Origin of the sequence: Bacillus marinisedimentorum, from assembly GCF_001644195.2 — a bacterium.
GTDB classification, from domain to species: Bacteria; Bacillota; Bacilli; order Bacillales; family Bacillaceae_O; genus Bacillus_BL; species Bacillus_BL marinisedimentorum.
The window spans coordinates 153985-175538 of record NZ_LWBL02000026.1; the positions used below are offsets into that span (position 1 = coordinate 153985).

13 protein-coding genes are annotated in these 21554 nt (G+C 38.7%); 7 read left to right on the top strand and 6 right to left on the bottom strand.

From position 1 onward, the window contains the following. Positions 1-126: 126 nt before the first annotated feature. Positions 127-2028: an asparagine synthase (glutamine-hydrolyzing) gene (asnB, locus tag A4U59_RS08280; RefSeq protein ID WP_066172832.1), complete on the bottom strand. Its 1902-nt coding sequence runs from the start codon at positions 2026-2028 to the stop codon at positions 127-129. An 806-nt stretch (positions 2029-2834) separates the two neighbouring features. Here asnB and A4U59_RS08285 point away from each other — a divergent pair. The 3 genes from A4U59_RS08285 (at position 2835) to A4U59_RS21325 (ending at position 6367) form a co-directional block, all read left to right on the top strand. Next, positions 2835-3401, top strand: a complete 567-nt coding sequence (locus A4U59_RS08285; protein WP_066172834.1) for a TetR/AcrR family transcriptional regulator — start codon at positions 2835-2837, stop codon at positions 3399-3401. A 176-nt stretch (positions 3402-3577) separates the two neighbouring features. Further along, positions 3578-5779, top strand: a complete 2202-nt coding sequence (locus A4U59_RS08290; protein ID WP_066172836.1) for an MMPL family transporter — start codon at positions 3578-3580, stop codon at positions 5777-5779. A 450-nt stretch (positions 5780-6229) separates the two neighbouring features. Beyond that, positions 6230-6367, top strand: coding sequence for a YwzD family small protein (locus A4U59_RS21325; protein WP_169823936.1), 138 nt, complete (start codon positions 6230-6232; stop codon positions 6365-6367). 180 nt (positions 6368-6547) lie between these two features. Here the strand turns inward: A4U59_RS21325 and A4U59_RS08295 are convergent, their stop codons facing one another. Next, positions 6548-9001 (bottom strand): S8 family serine peptidase, encoded by a 2454-nt coding sequence (locus A4U59_RS08295; protein ID WP_066172838.1) that lies wholly within the window; start codon positions 8999-9001, stop codon positions 6548-6550. 302 nt (positions 9002-9303) lie between these two features. On the opposite strand from A4U59_RS08295, the gene A4U59_RS08300 reads away from it, so the two are divergent. The 4 genes from A4U59_RS08300 to A4U59_RS08315 all read left to right on the top strand — a co-directional run bounded on the left by A4U59_RS08300 (position 9304) and on the right by A4U59_RS08315 (position 15939). Next, positions 9304-11406 (top strand): cell wall-binding repeat-containing protein, encoded by a 2103-nt coding sequence (locus tag A4U59_RS08300; RefSeq protein ID WP_066172840.1) that lies wholly within the window; start codon positions 9304-9306, stop codon positions 11404-11406. A gap of 64 nt (positions 11407-11470) precedes the next feature. Then, entirely contained in the window at positions 11471-12247 is a 777-nt protein-coding gene (locus tag A4U59_RS08305) for a hypothetical protein (protein WP_066172842.1), read from the top strand. Positions 12248-12269: 22 nt separating this feature from the next. Further along, positions 12270-14498, top strand: a complete 2229-nt coding sequence (locus A4U59_RS08310; protein ID WP_066172843.1) for a SpoIID/LytB domain-containing protein — start codon at positions 12270-12272, stop codon at positions 14496-14498. A gap of 133 nt (positions 14499-14631) precedes the next feature. Next, positions 14632-15939, top strand: a complete 1308-nt coding sequence (locus A4U59_RS08315; RefSeq protein WP_066172844.1) for a cell wall-binding repeat-containing protein — start codon at positions 14632-14634, stop codon at positions 15937-15939. A gap of 74 nt (positions 15940-16013) precedes the next feature. Here A4U59_RS08315 and A4U59_RS08320 read toward each other — a convergent pair whose 3' ends face one another. The 4 genes from A4U59_RS08320 to A4U59_RS08335 all read right to left on the bottom strand — a co-directional run bounded on the left by A4U59_RS08320 (position 16014) and on the right by A4U59_RS08335 (position 21104). Continuing rightward, positions 16014-17183 (bottom strand): glycosyltransferase family 4 protein, encoded by a 1170-nt coding sequence (locus A4U59_RS08320; protein WP_066172846.1) that lies wholly within the window; start codon positions 17181-17183, stop codon positions 16014-16016. After that, positions 17180-18568, bottom strand: a complete 1389-nt coding sequence (locus tag A4U59_RS08325) for an O-antigen ligase family protein (RefSeq protein ID WP_066172848.1) — start codon at positions 18566-18568, stop codon at positions 17180-17182. Before A4U59_RS08325 ends, A4U59_RS08320 begins: the two co-directional genes overlap by 4 nt. 410 nt (positions 18569-18978) lie before the next feature. Beyond that, positions 18979-20262 carry a phenylacetate--CoA ligase family protein gene (locus tag A4U59_RS08330; RefSeq protein WP_066172849.1) on the bottom strand — a complete coding sequence of 428 codons (1284 nt, stop codon included), beginning with the start codon at positions 20260-20262 and terminating at the stop codon, positions 18979-18981. Between the two features lie 14 nt (positions 20263-20276). After that, positions 20277-21104 (bottom strand): glycosyltransferase family A protein, encoded by an 828-nt coding sequence (locus A4U59_RS08335; protein WP_083270753.1) that lies wholly within the window; start codon positions 21102-21104, stop codon positions 20277-20279. Between the last annotated feature and the right edge of the window lie 450 nt (positions 21105-21554).

Consider the following 21554-nt stretch of genomic DNA (forward strand, 5'->3'; position numbering starts at 1 on the left):
CGTAAGAAACGGGGTTTTTGTGCTTATTAATGAAAAATTATGTTTTGTGAAAAAAGCGGGAACAAAAAATGCCACGCAATTGCCTGGCATTTGCCAGGCAATTGTGCGACACCAACCTCCACGACCCTAAGCTTCCATAAGAGAAGGGCCAGCCCCTTTTACAAGCTCAAAATCATAGGCATTTTCAAGGTAAACCTGATGCCAGAGCATAAACGTAAGGACGGTCCAAATTTTTCGGCTATGGTCCCGTTTTCCGGTGACGTGGTCTTCCAGCATAGACAAAACATATCTTTTATTCAGCAGATGCTCGGTGTGGCTGTCTTTGATCGTCTTTATTGTCCAATCATAAAGTTCATCCTTAAGCCAGTGGCGGATTGGAACGGGAAAGCCGAGTTTTTTCCGGTTCAGGACATGGGCCGGGACTACGCCGTCCATCGCTTTCCGCAAAATCCATTTGGTCGTCTGGTTGCTGATTTTCAACTCATGATGGATTTGAGAGGCCAGGTCGCACACCTCTTTATCGAGAAAAGGCACCCGCAGTTCAAGAGAATGCGCCATCGTCATTTTATCTGCTTTCAGTAAAATATCACCCCGCAGCCAGGTGTGAATATCGATATATTGCATTTTATCGACAGGATGAAACCCGGCACACTCTTTATAAAAAGGTCTTGTGATATCCATAAAATGGACCTTTTCATTATAGTTAGCAAGCAGTGACTGCTTTTCCTCTTCTAATAACATTTTTGCGTTTCCAATATAACGTTCTTCAAGCGGTGTTGTTCCCCGTTCGATGAAGCTTTTCCCCCTTACGCCTTCAGGCATTAAATCAGCCAGAGTGCGAAGTCCTTTTTTCAGCAAGGCTGGCATGCTATTGAATATCTTTAGGGACTCGGGCTCCCGGTAGATGTTATATCCGCCGAATAATTCATCGGCACCTTCACCGGATAAAACAACTTTAACGTGGTTACGGGCTTCTTTTGCTACGAAGTATAGTGGAATAGATGCAGGGTCTGCGAGAGGATCGTCCATATACCAGATGATTTTCGGCAATTCGTTTATAAATTCTTCGGGGCTGACCATCAGGGAGATATTTTCTACGCCGAGCTTTTCGGCAGTTTCTTTTGCAATACTGATTTCGCTGTAGCCGTTTTGTTCGAAACCGACCGAAAACGTTTTGATCGCCGGGTTGAACTGCTTTGCGATGCTCACAATCGCCGTGGAGTCAATGCCGCCTGACAGGAATGAACCAACCGGAACATCACTTCGCATATGGATTTTTACAGAGTCGGTAAGCGTCTGCCGGATTTTTTCGGCAAGTTTATCAGGGGTTCGATGCGTTCCGCTGAACGAAACATGCCAGTACTGGCTGATATTAAGCGGTTCACCGGGCTTTTTTATAAAATGGCTGCCGGGCGGCAGTTTATGGATCATTTGCGACATCGTCATCGGTTCAGGAACATATTGGTATGTCAGATAGTGCTGGAGAGCGGTGTAATCAACCAGGTCGTTTGGCATGGCGGCAAGAAGGCTTTTTTTCTCGGATGAAAAATAAGTATTGCCAGAGTTGGTGTAGTAGTAGAGAGGTTTAATGCCGAAAGGATCGCGGGCGCCGTATAGTTGCTTTTCATCTTTGTCCCAGATCAGGAAGGCAAACATCCCCCTTAATTTTTCAGCTGTTTTTTGTCCGTAAATGGAATAACAGGCAAGGATGATTTCGGTATCTGAATCTGTTAAAAAGGAACAGCCTTTGTTCAATAGGTCTTGCTTTAACTCCAGGTAATTGTATACTTCACCATTGAACACGATCCAGTATCGCTCATTTTCATAAGACAGCGGCTGGTGGCCGTGTTCTAAGTCAATGATGCTTAGCCGCCTGAAACCGAAATGTACCCATTCATCGAGATAGTAGCCGGAATCATCCGGTCCCCTATGTACGAGCAGTTCGTTCATTGTTTTGAGGAGCGCTTCATCTTCTTCTTTCACGTGATCCTGTTCATTATCATATAGGCGTCCTACAAATCCGCACATCCTTTTCCCCTCCGGTATTGAAAATTGAAAACAAATGGTTTTTGTTCAATTAGACAATTATGCAGGTTTTACCATATAACGAGGTTCAAAGAGTTTTTGTTTCACAGGTGGAAAGAACTTTGCGGCAATTTTAAATATTAGGCTTTGTTAAAGCTTAATGTTGGTTTTTTCACTAGTTGATTGGGGTGGAAGGTGCGAGACTCCTGCAGGACTAGCGGGACAGGTGAGACCCCATGGGAGTGGAGCAAAAGGAGGATCTCGCCGCCCGCCCAGTGGAAAGCGAGTACCTGCAACGGAAATCAACACTAATGTTTAACAGAGCCAAATGTTAAAAAAAGCAGGACATCTTTCTGAGTTATTCTTAAGAGGTTTATGAATGGTAAAAAAAGGAGCAATACGGAGGCTTAAAGAAAAATAACCATGAAAAAGGACCAGCGTAACCTTACTAACGCTGGTCCCTTTCCGTATATAAGGGAGGGGGGAGTTGCATGCTTATATGTTGTATTCCACGCTAACAGGATTTTAATCACTTTAAACAAAAAAACTCCATTACGTTTATGTGACGGATTAATCTTATTGTAATGAGTTTTGGTTGCCAGGGAATTGCTCGGCAATTCCCTGGCAATTAAAAAAAACAATAAGCCCACCTTAATTGAAAGTATGTCTATATCTACAAAATCTAAAATAAATGCATTGTTTTGGTGCCTGGCAATTGCGAGGCAATTGCCAGGCACCACATGATTGCACACATAGCCGGGTTATGGAAGAATAGGAGTTAAGAAATGAGGAAGAAAAGGTGAAGGCAGATGGCGCGGAAGAAACTTGAGCATCAGGAGTTAATGAAGGTGACGGAGGCATTGCTGCTGGAGAAGGGCTATGATGGCTTCCATTTCAAGGCACTTGCAGAACAGCTGAATATTGGCCGGAGTACGATTTATGAGTATTATGCGAATAAGGAAGAGCTTGTGACCGCATATATGCTGGATGTCATGCAGAAGGTTATGGCTGAAATCGGTGAGAACGCCAGCATTGATGATCCGCTGGAACAAATGAAAGCCCACCTTCAGACATTCATGAAATATTCCCAGGTCCATCACATTATTCAAATGATTCCTCTCGTTAATCCTGCCGCTTCACCGCGTGTGAAGCTTGCGCTAAAGAAATTATCAGACGACCATAAAGTCCTCTACCGATCTATGATCCATTTGATTGAACGCGGAAAAATGAACGGACAAATTCGAACCGATTATCCGAGTCCTGTCATAGCGAGTATGTTTTTTATTGCCATCCAATTAACGCCTGATACCCAGGAAACAGACTATGCTGCCTGGGGTGACATGATCTTCAATCTTATTTATGAAGGTATGGGATAGGAGATCATAAAACAAATTGACGACAGTGTCGCAAAGTAGGATAATTAAACCGACAACCACGTCGGGAAAGCAGAAATGAATAGGCTCGGCTTCCAAGAAAGAAAAGCCGGGTTTGTTATTTGCTTTTTCCGACATATGTGTCGGGTATAATGAAAACCAGAGGGGGAGCCAGTAAAATGAAGAATGCGCTCAATGCCGTCACATTCTTTTCCAGCAGTAAAAAGGGTGCCAAAATTGTCCTGATCTCATGGGTTATTCTTGTCGCCATACTCAGTATGATTGCGTCTCCAGCAAAGGACTTCGCCGTAAATGTCAGTGGGAGCGATCTGCCGGATAGTGCCGAGTCCGTCCAGGCGGAAAAATTGCTGCAAAACTATTTCCCGGGTGAAGAGGGGATGCCAGCACTCCTTGTATTCAACAACGAGGTTGGGTTGACAGGGGACAACCTTGGACAGGTTGCAAATGTCTCCTCCTATTTTCGTACCGAAGAAAAACCCGAACATGTAAAAGAAGTCATCCCGTTTGATGAGCTCCCGCCGCCCGCGCGCCAGGGCTTTGTTTCCGATGATAAAACGACGCTTGTTTTGCCGGTGATCTTAAAGGACAACCTTGAGATGTCCGAAATCAACGATACCGTAACGCTTTTAGAAGAGCGATCTGCTGATATGCTTACTGATGATGTCTCCTTGAAAATTACCGGTCCGGCCGGCATTGCCTCTGATACGATTGCGATTTTTGCAAGTGCTGACCTGGTGCTGTTGTTTTCAACCGTAGCCTTGATTTTGGTGCTGTTAATCATCATCTATCGTTCACCCCTGCTTGCTATTATCCCGCTCATCGTAGCAGGTCTTGTCCATCAGGTTGTTGACCGTGTGCTCGGCCTGGTCGGCAAACAAGGATGGTTTGCGATTGAAACACAGTCGCTTTCCATCATGATGATTCTCTTATTCGCCGCCCTGACGGATTACGCGCTGTTCATCTTTTCCCGTTTCCGTGAAGAGCTTAAGAAAACAAATGATAAGTATGCGGCCATGCAGGAAGCGATGAAACATGTAGGCGAACCTATTTTTTTCAGCGGGGCCACCGTTCTTGTTGCGATGCTTGTACTGCTTGCGACCGACTACAAGCCGTATGAAAATTTTGCGCCTGTCTTTTCCATCGCGATGGCGATTATCCTGGTGGCAGGCCTGACACTTATTCCGGCATTGTTCGCCCTATTCGGCCGCCGTGCGTTCTGGCCGTTCGTTCCAAAAGTCGGAGATGAAGTGATCAAGACGACTAGCTTTTGGAACCGTGTTGCCGGTTTTGTCGGTAAAAGGCCTGTCATTTCCAGCGGAGTCATCGCAGCAATGCTGCTTATTTTCTCCCTGAATATGTTTAATCTCGATTTCTCATTCAATATGATCAAGTCCTTTCCTGAGGACATGGGGTCACGCCAAGGTTTTGAATTGCTTGAAGAAAAATATTCAAAAGGGGAACTGGCGCCGACGAATGTCGTCATTGCATCTGAAGACGGAGAAGCAATCGATGTGGAGAAAGTGGCGGCACTCCGAAATGAGTTGGCTGGACACCCGGGGGTGGCTGCCGTCACACCGGAAGAAATCAACCCCCGAATGCCGACTGTCGTGTCGGGAAGCGGTGAAGCTGTTAAACTTCAGCTGAAATTCGAAAACAGCCCATATGACCAGGAGTCACTCGACCAGCTGGTTGAACTTCGAAATAGCAAAACAGAAGTCTTGAAGGCGAGCGGTTTTTCGCCAGATACAACAGAACTCGTATTCGCAGGGGAAACCGCCCACCAGGCTGATGTGCGTGAGATGAATAAAAACGATACGTGGCTGGCCGTCATACTCATCACGATCTTCATCACGGTTATGCTGGCTATGCAAACCAGGTCGCTCATCGCCCCGATTTATATGATCCTGACCATTCTGCTTTCATACAGTGCAGCAATGGGATTGAGCACCTTCATTTTCGACAAAGTGATGGGGATCGAACAGATCAGTTACCGGATTCCGCTGTATACATTCGTCTTCCTTGTCGCTCTGGGCGTCGACTACAACATCATGCTCATTTCACGGATCAAGGAAGAAGCCATGCGCATGCCGATTAAAGAGGCTGTCTATCAGGGGCTGTCCATGACAGGAGGCGTCATTTCGTCCGCCGGCTTGATTCTTGCGGCGACGTTCGGTGTACTCATGACCCAGCCGATTATGGAACTGTATTTGTTTGGTTTCACTGTGAGTGTCGGCATTTTGATGGATACGTTTCTGGTCAGAGGCATTCTTGTTCCGGCAATTGTTCAGTTGACCGGAAAGTGGAATTTCTGGCCGTCGAAAACCGTTCAGGATAAAAAAGAAAAGCCGCAAACTGTATAAAAGCATAAAAAATAAGCCGGGCATCCTGCAGATGCCCGGTTTTTTGTGCATTAGAATGAAAATATAAAAAGTAGTGCTCAATAAATGCCTGGCAATTGCGACGCAATTGCCAGGCAATCCCATAGGCAATCCCATACCCTCAAAAACCGGCCCATTTATCGAACGATTTAATAATTAATTTCGTATGCTGTAGTGGAAGTGAAATATAAGACTAATCTAACAAATGAATTGTTTTTTCGACTAATACATCAAAGTTCCTAGTATTCAACCGAAAAGCACTAGCATTTTACAAATTTGCCGTTATAATTATATTCATGTTGTGACCATTTATTAGGTGATAACGGTTTAACAATGGGAAAATCGGCTATTTAAAGAATACATGTTAAATACAGGGGTAAGTTACTGCAAATCACACAAAGAAGGTGTTTTTTAATGACTCCAAGGAAATCAATGAATATCGATCAGGAGAAGTTAGTAGAGATAATGAAAGATCTTTACTATAAAGGCCAAAATTCAGGGAAACATCTTTCAGCACAAGAATTGGTTGAAGAAATTTCCGGAAAGCTCCAAACATTCAGCTTGAAATAGTTTAAGGTAGCGTAAAGTTAACCTGTTCTTATGGTTTGTATAAAATGGTACATTAAAAGAGAAGGAAATGTATATCAAAATTGGAATGGGATTATAAGAGGAAGATAGTTAGAGAAAGAGAATTCAAGAAAATAAAAAGGCTTTTATAAAGAGATTGACCTCTTTATAAAAGCCTTTTTGTTATTTTAATCCCAGTTCTAACAGTGCAGTTCTTGAGATGGCTTTTTCACCTCCCAATACATAGATAGGTAATGTTTGTTCGGCAACATAGTCTTTTACAGCTGACATGCCCCTTATGTGATGTGAAAGAATTATATTACTGTTTAACCTGTTGGCTAATCCTGCAGCAGCAACCGCATCTGGATAGTCCTCATATTCGCTGCTAATTGATGTCCCTCTTACTAAGAGCATTGAAGAAGGTTGTGGAATTAACGATGCAGCTTTAATATTGGTTTTGAAACGATCATCGCCGGCAATCCGCAAGGTTTTGATGCCTTTACTGTTTAGTTCATGTTCAATTTCAGGGCTGACAGCATTCCTGCCCCCGAATATTGTGACCTTATTTATGTTAGTTGGCATATCCCTAGGTAAAGAAGTGGATTTTGTTAGATAAACTGGGATATTTTCAGCAGCTGCCCAGGCAGATGCAGATAGCGCATCTGCTACCGTTATACCATTTACGAGTATTGCTTCTCCGTTTTTGTAAGTCCCTGCTACTTCATTAATTTTTAAGGCTGTATCAAAGCGGTCTTTGCCAGAAATTCTTACCACCTTATAATTGTTTGAAAGTTTGGTTTCAATCGTATGATCAATTGCATTGTTTCCACCTAATAAATATATCTTTTGAGCCTTTAATCTTCTTAACTCAGTTTCTAACGATGAAGGGAGAGTTGATGAGTGTGTCAGTAGTATAGGAGCATCCTTGACTCCTGCAAGGCTGGCAGATGATAAAGCATCCGCAGGATTATCGGACCGTGCAATTATTACCGATTTTTCTGCGGAATCCAATCCATTTGGCCATCCTTTCTTAGATAACTCTATAGCAGTGTGAATCCTGCTGTTTCCAGATAATCTTGTGACAGTAGAAGCGTTTACTTTCAAAGTATATGGACTATCAGACCATCTGAAATTATAATCTACAACTCCTACTTTATATTCGCCGGGTTGTGCAATGAAATTATCTATCTCATTACTCCCTATTGATTGATCATCAATATAATACTCATTCTCTAATGAACCATTCTGGTAATATTCTACTAACAGAACTAAATCATTTATTGGATTGTTTTCTAAATTTATTTCAATATTAGTTCTTTCCTTAACGCTGAATGAGTACCAATCAACATCATCTGGTAAGTTAATTGTATTCTGATAATTTTTATTTAAAATAATGGCTTTTGGTGACTTGTGATTATTACTGACATCGTTAAGTGTAGATGGAATGTCTGCTGTTAGGGCGTTTAGTGTGTCAGGTTGTCCAAAACCTGTCCGGGGATTCCATCCTTTCTTGGTTGAGCTTTCGATGAGCCATTCTACTTGAGAGGGGGTGAGGTTCTCTCTTTCGCTTACAATCAACGATGCAAGACCACTTATCATTGGGGCGGAAAATGAAGTTCCATTAACAAGTGTGTAATCTTTTCCATAGTCTGTGGTTCTTATTTTTTCTCCAGGCGCTGAAATATCAAGTTGTTCTCCATAGTTTGAGAAGTCGGATCTCATTCCTTCTTCATTCACACTTCCCACACTTATTACAAAGGGGTATGCTGCAGGAAAAGAAACTGGAGAGTTTGAATTTCCGGAAGAAGCTACTAAAACAATGCCCTCATTAAAAGCAGTAAATAAAGCATCGAATTCTGCTTCACTAAAGGTATCAGATCCATAGCTCATATTTATAATATCTGCCCCGTTATCAATTGCATAATATATCCCGGTTAAAATATCCTTGAGATTAATATAATTTAAAGAACCTATAATTACAGGAAGTATTTTAGCATTTGGATTTATTCCGGCAATTCCTTCATTATTATTAGAGTTTGCAGCAATTATACCGGCAACATTTGTACCATGTGAATCACTGACCTGATAGTTTGATGTTGCGAAAATAGGCGGCATAAGCCTTCCTGTTAAATCAGGATGAGCACTATCAATTACTGTATCTAAAACAGCTACAGTTACTTCCGCATTGTTATTTAACAAACTCCATGCATCTGGTATTAAAAGCTGATTTAAAAACCATTGTTGATCGATATATGGATCGTTAGTGAGAGCATTAGGTTTAATTATATAATTAGGATTTACATATAAAACTTCTGTTAATTTGGATATGCTGTCAACCTTTTCATCAAATTTCACTCCGTCTTTAATCCTTGCCATCAGTAAATTGTTTTTCTTTAGATATGCAGGTGTTGAAAGGATTTCAAGTTCAGAATCACTCGGCAATAATGCTTCTTCTTTAGTTTTAATAATAATCTGTCTATCGTATATATTCTTTTCATCCAAAGACTGAAAACGTTTTTGGGTTTTCAGCTTTGGTTGATATTCGAACTTTTCCGCATGAACTGTCCCTAAATAAACTTGAGTTGGTACTATTAGCGACAAAAAGAATAATAGTAAAACTATTTTTTTAATGTACATGTACTTCCTCCCTCAATTATGTCTCTTTATTATTATATCGGATTACAAGTATAAAAATTAATAAATTTAGTAAAAAATGGTTTTTTTCTGTCGATATAAAGATAAAGGTTTTGAAAGTATCCCAATAAACACCAAGAGGGGGGATGTCGAAAGTTGTTGTAATGTTTGTAATAAAAACGTAGTTATTTAGACACAAAATGACAAACTGGAAAATTAGCCCTTCTAAATCCTGTAATTTCAATGATATAATTCAACTTGTTAACGTACACCTAGATTGCGGAGAAAAAGGAGAGAAGAACATAATGAAAATATTAAGCCGTCTATTTGTGAGCTTATTAGGAATTGTATTTTTATTTACATTCCCAGTAGACGCCCTGGCGGAAAAAGTGGTGGTTATTGATCCTGGTCACGGCGGCAAGTACACTGGCACTTGTGGATATACAAGAGAAAGCGGAAAGGATATTTGTGAAAGGGATGTAAACCTTGGGGTCGGTTTAAAATTAAGGGATGAGTTGAAAAAAGCCGGTTTCACTGTTTACATGACACGTGATACGGATAAGCATTTTTCTCCTTATCTTAGGACAGCTGATGGAGATGACACCGGCGGGGATTTTGATGTCAGGATGACCTTGGCTAATAGCTATGCAAAAGAAAACAATGACAATAGTGTTTTTGTGTCTGTTCACCATAATGCTAGTCCTACCTCTCCTTATGTAAAAGGATATGAGACTTATTATTATGATGGAGTGAATCATTATAAGTCATCCTGGCCGCCTGACCCTATACAACTTGGATATTTGGACTTTAGTAAGAGACTGGCATACAGCATTCACCCAAATGTTGTAAAATCTACTGGAATGTACGATCGTAAAGTACATAACGATCAAAGCTTTTATGTAATCCGTAATGCTCAAATGCCTGCAGTCCTTCTAGAGCTAGGTTATATGACTAATAGAGATGAAGAGAGATTAATAAAATCTGATAGTCGACAACAGAAGGCAGCAGAGGGAGTAACACAAGGGATTATAAATTATTTTAAAGTGTTTGAAGTTCAAGATGCAACCAAAAAGATCTTAAAGGTCTTCAGCACAAAAGAGCAGGCAATAAGTTATGCTAAAGAACAATCTAAGTTAGTTAAGGTTTTTGATAAATACAATCAGAATTATGTGTATTCTAATGCACGGTATACTATTGTCCATAAGCAGAAAGGCACACTGGGAGAATATGCAACAAAAGAGAATGCTGTCGGTGTAGCTAAACAAACTGCAGATACAAGAATTGTAGACTCTGAAAATAACTGGACAGTATGGTCAAATTATTTGGCACCTAAGTATAAAGTTACCCTCTTAGATGAAAATCAAACGTTGAATTTTATAGATTATAACGAAGCGTTAGGATTTGCTGAGAGACACTCTAATGCCCGGATTACCAAAAATGAAACAAATCAATTATTGTGGACTAATGTTTCAGGAGAGAATCCTCAAATCGTCTCAAAGCAAACAAAAATTGCAGGTTCAAGCAGATACTCTACGGCTATAAGCATTTCAAAGAAACTATACCCAAATGGCTTTGCCGATGAAAAAGAACATAAAACTGTTATTTTGGCAACAGGTGAGAATCCTTCAGATGCCCTTTCAGCTGGTCCGCTGACAAGAGTGTATGGAAAAGCCCCAATTTTGTTAACAAAAACAGAATCTCTATACTCTGGTGTTAAAACGGAATTAGAGAGACTAGGCGCTAAAGAAGTAGTTGTCATTGGTGGCCCAGCAGCAGTTTCAGATTCGGTGGTAAACGAATTGAAAAGCTTCGGCGTTCTTGTAAACAGAATTTCTGGAGCAAGCCGATACCATACTAATCAAGAAATTAACAAAAAGCTTAATAATGTGAATGGAGTCTTTGTAGCATCTGGTGACAGCTATGCTGATGCTCTGGCAGCAGCCCCTATTGCAGCAGCAAACAACTGGGCTATTTCATTGACGGGTAAAGACAAAATAATGGATAGTTCCCTTTCTTACTTACAGGGAAAGAAATCGATCATTCTTGGCGGTACTGCAGTAATTTCTAACAATGTCCAACAACAGGTTGCCGGTGTAACAAGTGCAGAAAGAATAGCGGGTTCCAGCAGGTTTGGAACTCTGGCTAAAGTACTCTGGTATTTTGATGGCTCAATCAATTCGAATACTGTCAATGTTACAACTGGCTGGAACTTCCCGGATGCTCTGGCAGCAGCTCCATTATCGATGGATAATAGCGCTCCTTTAATTCTGGTAGGAGATCAATTACATCATTCATTAGAGTCATATCTATTAAAGTATGCTGAGAAAGAAAGTGTAACTGAAGTAAATACAGTGGGCGGGGTCGTTGCAGAACAGGTTTCACAATCAATCACAGATAATGTAAGGTAACAAAATAGTCCGGTAAGTAGTTTTTTAAACTTACCGGACTGTTTTATAGGAGGAGTACTTAAAAATGTTAAAAAAAATGATTGTTTCTTTGTTAATTTTTCTCCTTTTATTAACAGCTGCTGGCTGCAATAATAATGACAAAGAAGAAGTGAACGAAAACGAGGGATCAATCGATAACTCTTCAGAAGAAAAGAAAGAGAATGACGTTCAGGATGAAAACCAGGAAACAGAAGAGATAGAAGAAAAGGAAAGTGCTGAGGAAGATAAGAAAGAACAAGTAAAGGAAAACGAGAAGGAAGACGCAAAGTCTGATGAAAGTAATAAAGATGATTCCATGTCCCAACAAGGAATGGAATTATATAAGCCTGCTAAAAAAATGAATAAGATTTTTATAGATAAAGAAGGGAATCCGGTATTCACAGAAAAAATAACAGCTATTAATAAAACTCATGTTCAAAGGACAATGCAATTTGGTGATCTTGAAACATTGCAAATCCTAAAGTGGACTGCAAATGATATTTCTATTGTATTTGAAGAAGAAAACCCTGAAAATCCTGACAACAATAGATTAGAAGATTTTGTTGTTGTTGATGACCCTGAAGTTTTAGTTGGCGAAAAGGGAAATGGATGGAAGGTTGTGGACGATAAGTCGCAAGTTGAAGTACCTTACCAAAACTTTAGTGATGTTTTAGTACTCCAAAAGGAAACAGATGATGGCGCAGGTAATACGATTATTCAAACACAGTACTATGCTTCGCAGTTCGGTTTAATTAAGGAAGAATACGAAGTTACCGGCGACCAGGGATATAAGGAATCTCTTTTACTGAACGATGTAAATTAGTGATAAAAGGCGGGGGATACAAGTGAAACAGAAAATAATCTATATTTTCTTGGCGGCTATTCTTATCGTTCCAATGTTTACGGCACCAAATGCAAGTGCGGCAGATCACGAAGTTGCTGTCAAGCTGGTAAATTATTTGGGAAATAAAAAATCTATTACTCTTAAAGTTGTAAAAGGAGAATATAAGGTTGTTGAAGATAGTACAATTACTTTAGCTTCAGGCAAAACTTATTATGTAAAACAAGTTAATGGCAAACTCGAGTTATATGAAGGCAGTTCTCGTTTAAAAACTTTTTCTTCAAGTGTTAACATTGAGCCTGTAACATATGGGGTTAATAACTATGTATCGATAAATAGCAGAGAATACCTTGGTAATATGGAATTTACAATCGAATCAAATTATGTAAGGCCAATAAACAGGCTTCCACTTGAAGACTATTTAAAAGGAGTAGTGCCTTATGAAATGCCAGCTTCCTGGGATAAAGAAGCTCTAAAGGCACAGGCGGTTGCAGCTCGGACATACGCTCTGGCAAGGATCAATCAGGTTATAAATGATACAGTAACCTATCAAGTTTATGGAGGATATATATGGAGTTCCTCTTATTACAGTAAATCGAACCAGGCAGTTTCAGAAACATCTGGCATGGTGCTCCGTTACGGAGGGAAGTTGATCCAAGCTTTATACTCTTCAAGTAATGGAGGACATACCGAATCAAATTCAGCATATTGGGGTACCCCACAGTTGCCGTATTTAGAAGCGAAACCAGACTCATTTGACCCGCAAATCCCATGGTCCTTAGCAATCAATAAACAGCAAATTGATATGTCATCGCTAGACCTGGTCAACCCTGAAAAATGGTGGAGTTCTGTTCAGGAACAAACTGAGGATGCAGCTGAAATTGGAAACATAAAATCATATATAAAAAAGAGTTATCCAGCCAATACGGATATCAAGGTTATAGGCGTTCCCGATATAAAAGTGACTGAAAAATCATCCTATGGAAAAGCGCGTAGAGGTACAATTAATGTTCAGTATTTAGTTAAAAATCCTGATGGTTCATATCATCGAGAAGAAGGAAGTCAACTATCAGAAGATTATGCTGAACAGTTAGCCGGCCCATCAAGATATCAAACTAGTGTAGCTGTATCAGAAAAGGGATGGGAAAATGCTAACTCTGTTGTCATTGGCCGCGGAGACATTTCTGTAGACGCTCTTGCAGGAAGTGTTCTAGCTAAAAAGCTTGATTCTCCATTGCTTCTGACAGAGTCAAATGAGGTGCCAACGAGTGTTCTTAATGAAATTAAACGGTTAAATGCTTCGAATGTATATCTTTTAGGCGGACAAGCAGCCATTTCTGATACCGTGACCAGGCAGCTTGAGGATGCCGGACTAACTGTATCCAGAGTAAGTGGGAAAAGCCGTTATCATACTGCTGTGGAGGTTGCACAAAGTATTAACAGTCCATCGGAAATCGTGATCACAAGCGGTGATGAAAAGTCTCCGGATGCCTTATCCATTGCATCTTATGCAGCCAGGAACCAGCTGCCGATATTGCTATCTAAAAAAGATGCTTTAAGCTGGGATGTAAAAGAATATATCAAAGATAATAACATCTCAAAAGCATACATTATCGGCGGGACCGCTGCAATTTCGGATTCTGTAAAAGAAGAGATCGCCCAATTGGGAATATCAAATGTAGAAAGAATAGCCGGCTCGGGGAGATATGCTACAAGTGTTGCAATCGCCGAACGGTTTAACTTCGATCTTAGCAAAACCTTTTTCTCAAGAGGCGATGTGTTCATTGATGCCTTGCCTGGCGCAAGTCTTGCAGCAAAATACAATGCACCGATTATTCTGACTGAGCAAGATCAGCTAGCCGGTGCAGCTGAAAACTGGCTTACAAAGCTGAATACACGCCCACGCATTTTTTACCTGGGGGGGGATTCTGCTATCAGCCCTGAGACCAGATCAGAGATAAAAAAATTGCTATTAGGTAATATTGAAGTTCAATTACTTAATAAAGAGAATGTAGATATTAGTGTTCTAAGATTTATGATGGGCGGCACTCTGTTTAAGAGTTTCCATATTGATAATGTCACAGACAGCTCAGGAAAACTTACTATTTACGGTAAAGGTTTTGGTCATGCAGTTGGCATGAGCCAATACGGAGCTAAAGAGCGTGCTGAGGCAGGAAAAACGTATCAAGAAATTTTAGGCTTCTATTATCCGAACACCAATCTTGGTAACTAGTGGAAAAGAGGGAGGCATATCTCCCTCTTTTTTTGTTGAAATTTGTAATTTCCTTGTAATATTTGCAACTATTTATTTATGTTAAGATTTGTAATAGATAAAGACAAACTTAGACAAACAGGGAGGATTTTTTTTGGGGGCTAAAAAAATCATTGGCGGTCTTTTGCTTGGTACTACAGTCGTGTTTTCATCACCACTTTTAGGGTCTGCTGAGGAATATAATGTTGAAAGAATTAGCGGTTCGAACCGGTATGATACGTCTATAGAAATCTCAAAAGAAGGCTGGAATAGTGCTGATACTGTTATTCTTGCGGTAGGTAATAATTTTCCTGATGCTCTTTCAGGTGCTCCATTGGCACACAACTTAAATGCACCAATTCTATTAACGGACAGTAAAACTATTCCATCCGGAGTTTTAAGTGAAATTAGCAGGCTGGGTGCAACAAATGCAATTATTTTAGGTGGGAAAAATGCAATATCTGAAAATGTAATAGACGTCTTAGAGAAAAAAGGCATTAATGTTAAAAGAGTCGCAGGGAAAGACCGCTATGAAACTTCGCTGAAAATTACAAATATGATGACAGATAAAGCGAATACTGCTGTTATTGCGTATGGGAAAAACTTTCCTGATAGTCTCGCTATTGCTCCTTTTGCATCGCAAAAAGGATACCCGATTTTGCTTACTGAAAAGGATACAATTCCAGAGGAAACAAAACTTGCTTTAAAAGGAATTGAAAGAACAATTGTGGTAGGTGGAAAAGGAGTAATAAGCGATAAAGTTGTTTCTCAATTACCTTCTCCAACTCGCGTAGCAGGTGGAGATAGGTATGAAACATCGGCAAATATTGCTCAGAGATTTGGTTCCAGTTTCAAGCCGGTATATTTAACAAACGGAAATCAATTTGCAGATGCTTTAACAGGCTCTGTTCTCGCTGCTAAGAATGGAACGCCCGTAGTGCTAGTGAAAAAAGAAGCAATTCCTGATTCCGTAACAAAGCTGCTTAACGCCAATACTGTTACAGATTTGACGCTAATTGGCGGTAATGGTGTTATTTCTAGTAATATCACAAACGCTGACTCTTCAAACATAGATGCAATGATTTCTTTTGCAAAAACATATAAAGGTGTTCCATATGTTTGGGGAGGAACGACTCCATCTGGGTTTGACTGCAGTGGTTACTTAAATTATGTTTACGGTCATCATGGTGTCGATTTGCCTCGTACTGTGAGTGATATTTGGAGAGCAGGTACTTCGGTAAGCAGCCCGAGCCCAGGCGACATGGTTTTTTATGAAACATATAAAGCTGGTCCATCACATGCAGGAATTTATATTGGCAATAGACAATTTATTCACGCTAGTTCTTCTAGAGGTGTCACAGTTAGTACCATGGATTTAAGTTATTGGTCTACTCGATATCTTGGAGCAAAGAGATATAACTAAGTTTTTAAAAAAGGATCCCATATATCAGGGATCCTTTTTGTATGGATTAACATTTATATACTTATTTTGTTTCATTATGAATGTGAATGTAGATCAATAACAATATCTTCTATTTTTTTTGCATTGATTTTCCAGCTATAGTTTTCCTTGATGAATTGTTGAGCATTTGTTCCAAGTGTTTCTCTTTTATCAGGATGATCTGCTAAATAGTTAATTGCATCAAAAAGTTCATCATTAGAATTGTTAGACATGATAAGCCCGTTATATTGGTTTATTACTAATTCACTAATTTGGCCATAAGGAGGGGCGATAACTGGCGCCCCGGCTGCCATATATTCAAAAATTTTGAGTGGCGAAAAATGAAAAAAGTCAATGTTATGATAGGGTGCTACTGCAAAGTCAAAAAGCTTTAGGGACCCTGGTACATATTTATAGTCGAGGAATCCGCTTATATATACATATTTTTGCAGCTTCAAGTCGGATATTTTCTGTTCTAGTTTTTTCCGTTCCTCACCACCGCCAATAACTAAGAAACGGATGTTTTTATTTACGGCTATAATATCTGGCATTATATCAATAACTCTTTCCACTCCATGCCATGTTTTTAAGCTTCCTAGAAAACCCACTACAATTTTATCATTCCACTCTTCTTTTATCTTTTCTATTTCAGGAGGTATCTCATTCATTGCAGAAAAGCTTTCGAAATCAACTCCGTTAGGTGTGACTACAGTGTTCTCCATATCATAGCCCTGTTTCGTAAAATACTTCTTTAATTCTTCGGAAACCACTAGAGTTGCATCTGCTTTTGCAAATATCCTTTTTTCAACAAATTTTGCAAAGGGCTTAATCAAATACATGTTTTTGATTTCTCTTTCATACACAGCTGAAGCATTCACTTCATATATAATTGGTATGTTATTAAATAGCTTGGCCAGTAAAGGTGAGAGATCGTATATGGCATACCGGTTAATGATAGCATCAGGTTTTTCGGCTCTAATAATTTTCATTAACCGGAAGAATCTTGGTATATTCATAGCAATAGATTTTAATTCAGTCAAAAGGTTCCTTCTAGGCGGACTATTTTTATTTGTTTGGTTTTTTTGGTCTAGCTGTTTTGAACTGCGTAACGACAGCTCTACTGGAATAACCTGATGGCCAAGGTTTCTCATGGCATTCATAAATTCTTTTGCATGGACCTGGGATCCTTCACCAGAATTGAACCAGGAAATATAAATGATTCTCATTCATTACCAACCTTTACCGTTTTATTGTAAAACAATCCCAGTATAGCAAAGAAAATTGTCATCGATTGTATATTGAACCATGTTTCAGCGACCATAGCCATAACAGCATACCCAACAATGATTAGGTTAATGCCAAGACCAAATAACTGAATGGACTGTGATCGATTTTTCGTCACACTTTTTACTGTAGACCAATAGAGATACCCAATAAATAGAGCACCAAGGGTAAGGCCTACTATTCCATATCGTGCCAAAACATATAAATATGAATTATCAGCAAAGTCAATAAAGCCTTTTTTCATTGGCCCCATGCCCAAGACAGGGGATTGCAGGAACTTTTCATAATTCATTTGCCAGTAATCATAGCGGCTTTTAAAGCTGCTTACCGACTCAAGTGATTTTTTTACCTTACTATTGTTTTCTTTTTGAGTTTCAGAATTTTGATTTTCATCAGTATCCGATTCTTCTGTATTGTTGTCTTCAATCTGAAGATTGGTCATTATTTGATTGGCTGCATAATCGAGATATTTAATATTTGGTACTAGAACTAAAAAGACTAAAACAAATAAAATAGAAATTTGGAGCCATAACATAAAAATCCGTTTTAATTCTTTTCTGATGAAAATCAGGTTAAAGAGAAGCCAATACATAATTAATCCAGCTGCAGTTATAACAGCAGTTCTGGAGGTGGTAAGAAAAACGCTTGTAATTGTAATAGCGATTAATAAGCTTAAAAGAATTTTCTTTTGTACCGTGTCAGCCTTATAGAAGTTCAAATAAGAGAGAAGCAAGGAGATTACGATAACTAAGAAAGAACCGTACAAATTAGGGTTAAGGAAAGTGCTTATTACTCTATGTTGGCTGATTAGCATATTATGGATAGCTTCAGTCGGTGTGTATATTAACCCAAGATTATTATTTACATTAAATAAATTTGTAAATTGCATAATTCCGAATACTTCTACAACCAGGACGAGGATAACGAAGCTTTTAAATAGTTGATTGGCAGACTGCAACTTAATATGTTTAGCTATAAGGTAAAAAGTCATGTAAAGCACTATTCTGTATAATTCAGTAATGTTCATAATTGTTTTGTTTTGAGGTTCTATGAGTGAACCGGCTACCGTTGAAATGATAATAACAAGGGAGCTTGCAAAGAGAAAGATCAATGTGTAGTCCTGTTTTACTTCAGAAAGGAAATTTCTATCTATAACACCCTTAATGTAAAAAAGGAAAACTGTAACAAATGCTAAAGCAAGTACAAATAACAAAATGCCTTTTACACTTATCTGGCCTAATAAGATTCCCGGGGCAGGTTTGAGTATCAGGATAGATATTAGGAATATGAATACTATAGTACGGTTAATGCCAGTATTATTGCTCATGCTTACCTCCTGTTGCATTTATAAAAAGAGTTTGAAGTCGGTCGTTATAAAATTGGGTCTATAAATATATTCATAAAATCAACGCAGTCGTGGAAAGACAGATTTCTTTTTTGTTTGGTTTTGTTAGACGTCGTTGCTGATTTCCGCTGCAGGGGCTCGATTTCACCATAGGCACAAGGGCGACTTCTGTTCCTGCTCCCTACGGTCGCACTCACAGTGTCTTCTTTGCCGCGGGGCGGGCGCTGAGCCTCCTCGTCGCTACCTCCTTGGAGCTTATTCAATGTCCTGCGGGGGCTCAGCTGTCCCGCTGCTCCCGCAGGGTCGAGCCACTTCCGCTCCAATCACTTCAACAAAAATCAAAATTGTATTTTAACAAAGCCATTTGTTTATTAACAACTGTGTTATCGCTTTTAATTTAACTCAGATATAAAATCCTTGAATTTCCCGTTCCCTTTAGGAATAGTAACAGAATCCTTCATCGTAACTTTCATATCATCCAAGTCAAAATATCTAGATATTTCTTCCTCTACTATTCTTTTTTCTTCAGCTGACAGCGTCTGTTCAATTAATATTTCCAGTTCACCTTTCCTAAGTTGTTTACCCTGAAAATGCAAAGGCATTTTTTTATAAACGTTAAGATTTTTAAAGATAGTCATCAAAGCGATAACTGGGTAATTCTTTTCTTTTCCATAAATCCACTTTCCTGTTCTGCCTTTCAGTTCATCAATAATGTAATGTTGCATGCCACAAGGACAATCTGTTTTTTCTAGTAAAGAAATAGAGTCACCTTGCTTATACCTGATAATTGGAAAGCTGAATGAAGATAGATTTGTTACAACAATTTCTCCATCCACTTCTTCCACAATCACATTTTCCATTGTAATATGTTGATTCCCATAGGGGCACTCAAATGAAATTATACCTGCTTCTGCTGAACCATACTCGCTAATCATTCTCTGCCCAAAAGCCTTTTGCACTTCGGGTTGATAAATATCATGTATTTGCTCACTTGTACCTTTGACCATTTTCAGTTGATAATTTTCTTGTATTCCCCGATCATTAATTACTTTTGCAAGTTCATATATAAGGGATGAATACCCTTGAAGGAAATCGGCCTTCTCCAATTTTTTCAAAAATGAGTTAAGCTGACTTTCTTGAAAGTAAAACAAGCGAAACCTATTTAGCAAACTATCCAGTAGCCAGGTCTTAATTTGATGTTTGCGCTCGAAACTAAAGTTGTGAACATATCCGCTCCTATCCCAGGGATTTACCCCATACCAAGAATACCCCCTGTATATAGAAGCTCTATGGATTGCATCCCATTCTTTATTACGATAGAAATTCAATCTTTGTCCAGAGGTCCCTGAAGTCTGAGAAGAAATAAGGCCCTGTTTATCTTTTGTTGTATGGATAGTATCATTGAAGTCTAACAATTCCTGCTTTGTTAGAATAGGGAATTTTTTTAAATCAGTGAGTTGTTGAAAGTCCTCTGGAGAAACATTATTCTCTTGATACTTTTTTTTAATATATTCAGAGTTTTCGTAAGCATAAGAGATAAGAGACTTTGCTCTTTCGAATTGATAATCTTTTAGTTGATTTATTGACCATTTTTCACTTTGTTTTAGGAAATCAAATTTACTAAGTACTAATTTATTTTTGCGTTTTACACCAGCTTTAAAAATAAAAGTTCTCAATTTATACCCCTACTTTATAATTTATATTTAAAGAACTCTTGATAGCTTTTTGCTATTGCCTTTTTGTCGTTTATCGAATTGTATTTTTTAAACACAAAAGCTGTTAATAATACAAAACCAGTGTTGTAGCCGAATAATCTTTTAAACAATGGTCCTTTGCCAACCATTGTTTGAAAATCAAGTTTTCCGGACTTTTCCTTTATAGGATGGAATGAGATCAATTCCGGAAAAAAGTCAATATGATATCCTTTGTTTTTCATGTCCATTAAAAAGATGTTTTCTTCACCAGATTTGTATTTTGCTCCAAGGCCAAACGTTTCATCAAACCCTATCTTATAATCAGGTACCCTTTCAATATTAACAAAGATATCAATTGATGCCTGTTGTAAAATTCTTCTTTTTGATATATCAACTTGCTCTTCATCTGGATAAGATTTTGGATATTTACCCTTTTCTGGATCCATATGCATAAAACAAGCAATTTGGCGCTTTTCGTCTTTAAAAAAATTGTTTATAAATTCGACTGCATTTTCTGTATACCAACAGTCATCATCTGTCAATGATATAATATATCCCTCAACTTGTTTCAGACCCACATTTCTTGCTAAAGATAACCCTTTTTTATCTATTTCTATATGTTTGTATTTGAATGTATAGGCGGAAATCAGGTTGTTGATCGTATTGTGGTTCGCTTGAGAGACTATTACTAGTTCAAAGTTTTTATCTGTTTGATTTTCAAGACTATCAAAAAGTCTCAAAAGATCTTGCTCAGATTTAGCTAACGTGGCCAAAAGGAAAGAAACCATTATTATAATCCCCTTATTTTCTAATTTAATAAACAATAAAAATTACTCCATGCTAATAATATCAAGAACACACTGCTTATGAAAGAATAAGCTTGATCAGTTTCAAGGGAGAACTAAACAACAATAGTTTTTAGTATGGTTCTCTCATAATTTAAAATGCTCTTTCTTCAAACTTGTAAACATATTTGTGTAACCCAGCATTCGATAACAGGCTTGTAATATTGTTCGGTTTATATCGTATTTTATGGGGAACGAATTTTTCAAATAATTGGTGCAGCCGCCCCTGGTCAAGTTTACATTTTATACGTTTAGGTAAAATATACATGGGAAGAAAAAATGTTTTTCTTAGAAACATAGTGCTTTTCACTATTGATATCTTACTGTTACTTAGTATATGGTATAATACTTACGGTTGTATAAGGTAAGCGTGAACACCACCAATTTCAAATCAGTATGCGAAGATTTATTAATGACTATTAAAACCTG

Coding starts and splice junctions, on each gene's coding strand:
- asnB (WP_066172832.1), bottom strand. CDS start 2,028: ATGTGCGGATTTGTAGGACGCCTATATGATAATGAACAGGATCACGTG.
- A4U59_RS08285 (WP_066172834.1), top strand. CDS start 2,835: ATGGCGCGGAAGAAACTTGAGCATCAGGAGTTAATGAAGGTGACGGAG.
- A4U59_RS08290 (WP_066172836.1), top strand. CDS start 3,578: ATGAAGAATGCGCTCAATGCCGTCACATTCTTTTCCAGCAGTAAAAAG.
- A4U59_RS21325 (WP_169823936.1), top strand. CDS start 6,230: ATGAATATCGATCAGGAGAAGTTAGTAGAGATAATGAAAGATCTTTAC.
- A4U59_RS08295 (WP_066172838.1), bottom strand. CDS start 9,001: ATGTACATTAAAAAAATAGTTTTACTATTATTCTTTTTGTCGCTAATA.
- A4U59_RS08300 (WP_066172840.1), top strand. CDS start 9,304: ATGAAAATATTAAGCCGTCTATTTGTGAGCTTATTAGGAATTGTATTT.
- A4U59_RS08305 (WP_066172842.1), top strand. CDS start 11,471: ATGTTAAAAAAAATGATTGTTTCTTTGTTAATTTTTCTCCTTTTATTA.
- A4U59_RS08320 (WP_066172846.1), bottom strand. CDS start 17,183: ATGAGAATCATTTATATTTCCTGGTTCAATTCTGGTGAAGGATCCCAG.
- A4U59_RS08325 (WP_066172848.1), bottom strand. CDS start 18,568: ATGAGCAATAATACTGGCATTAACCGTACTATAGTATTCATATTCCTA.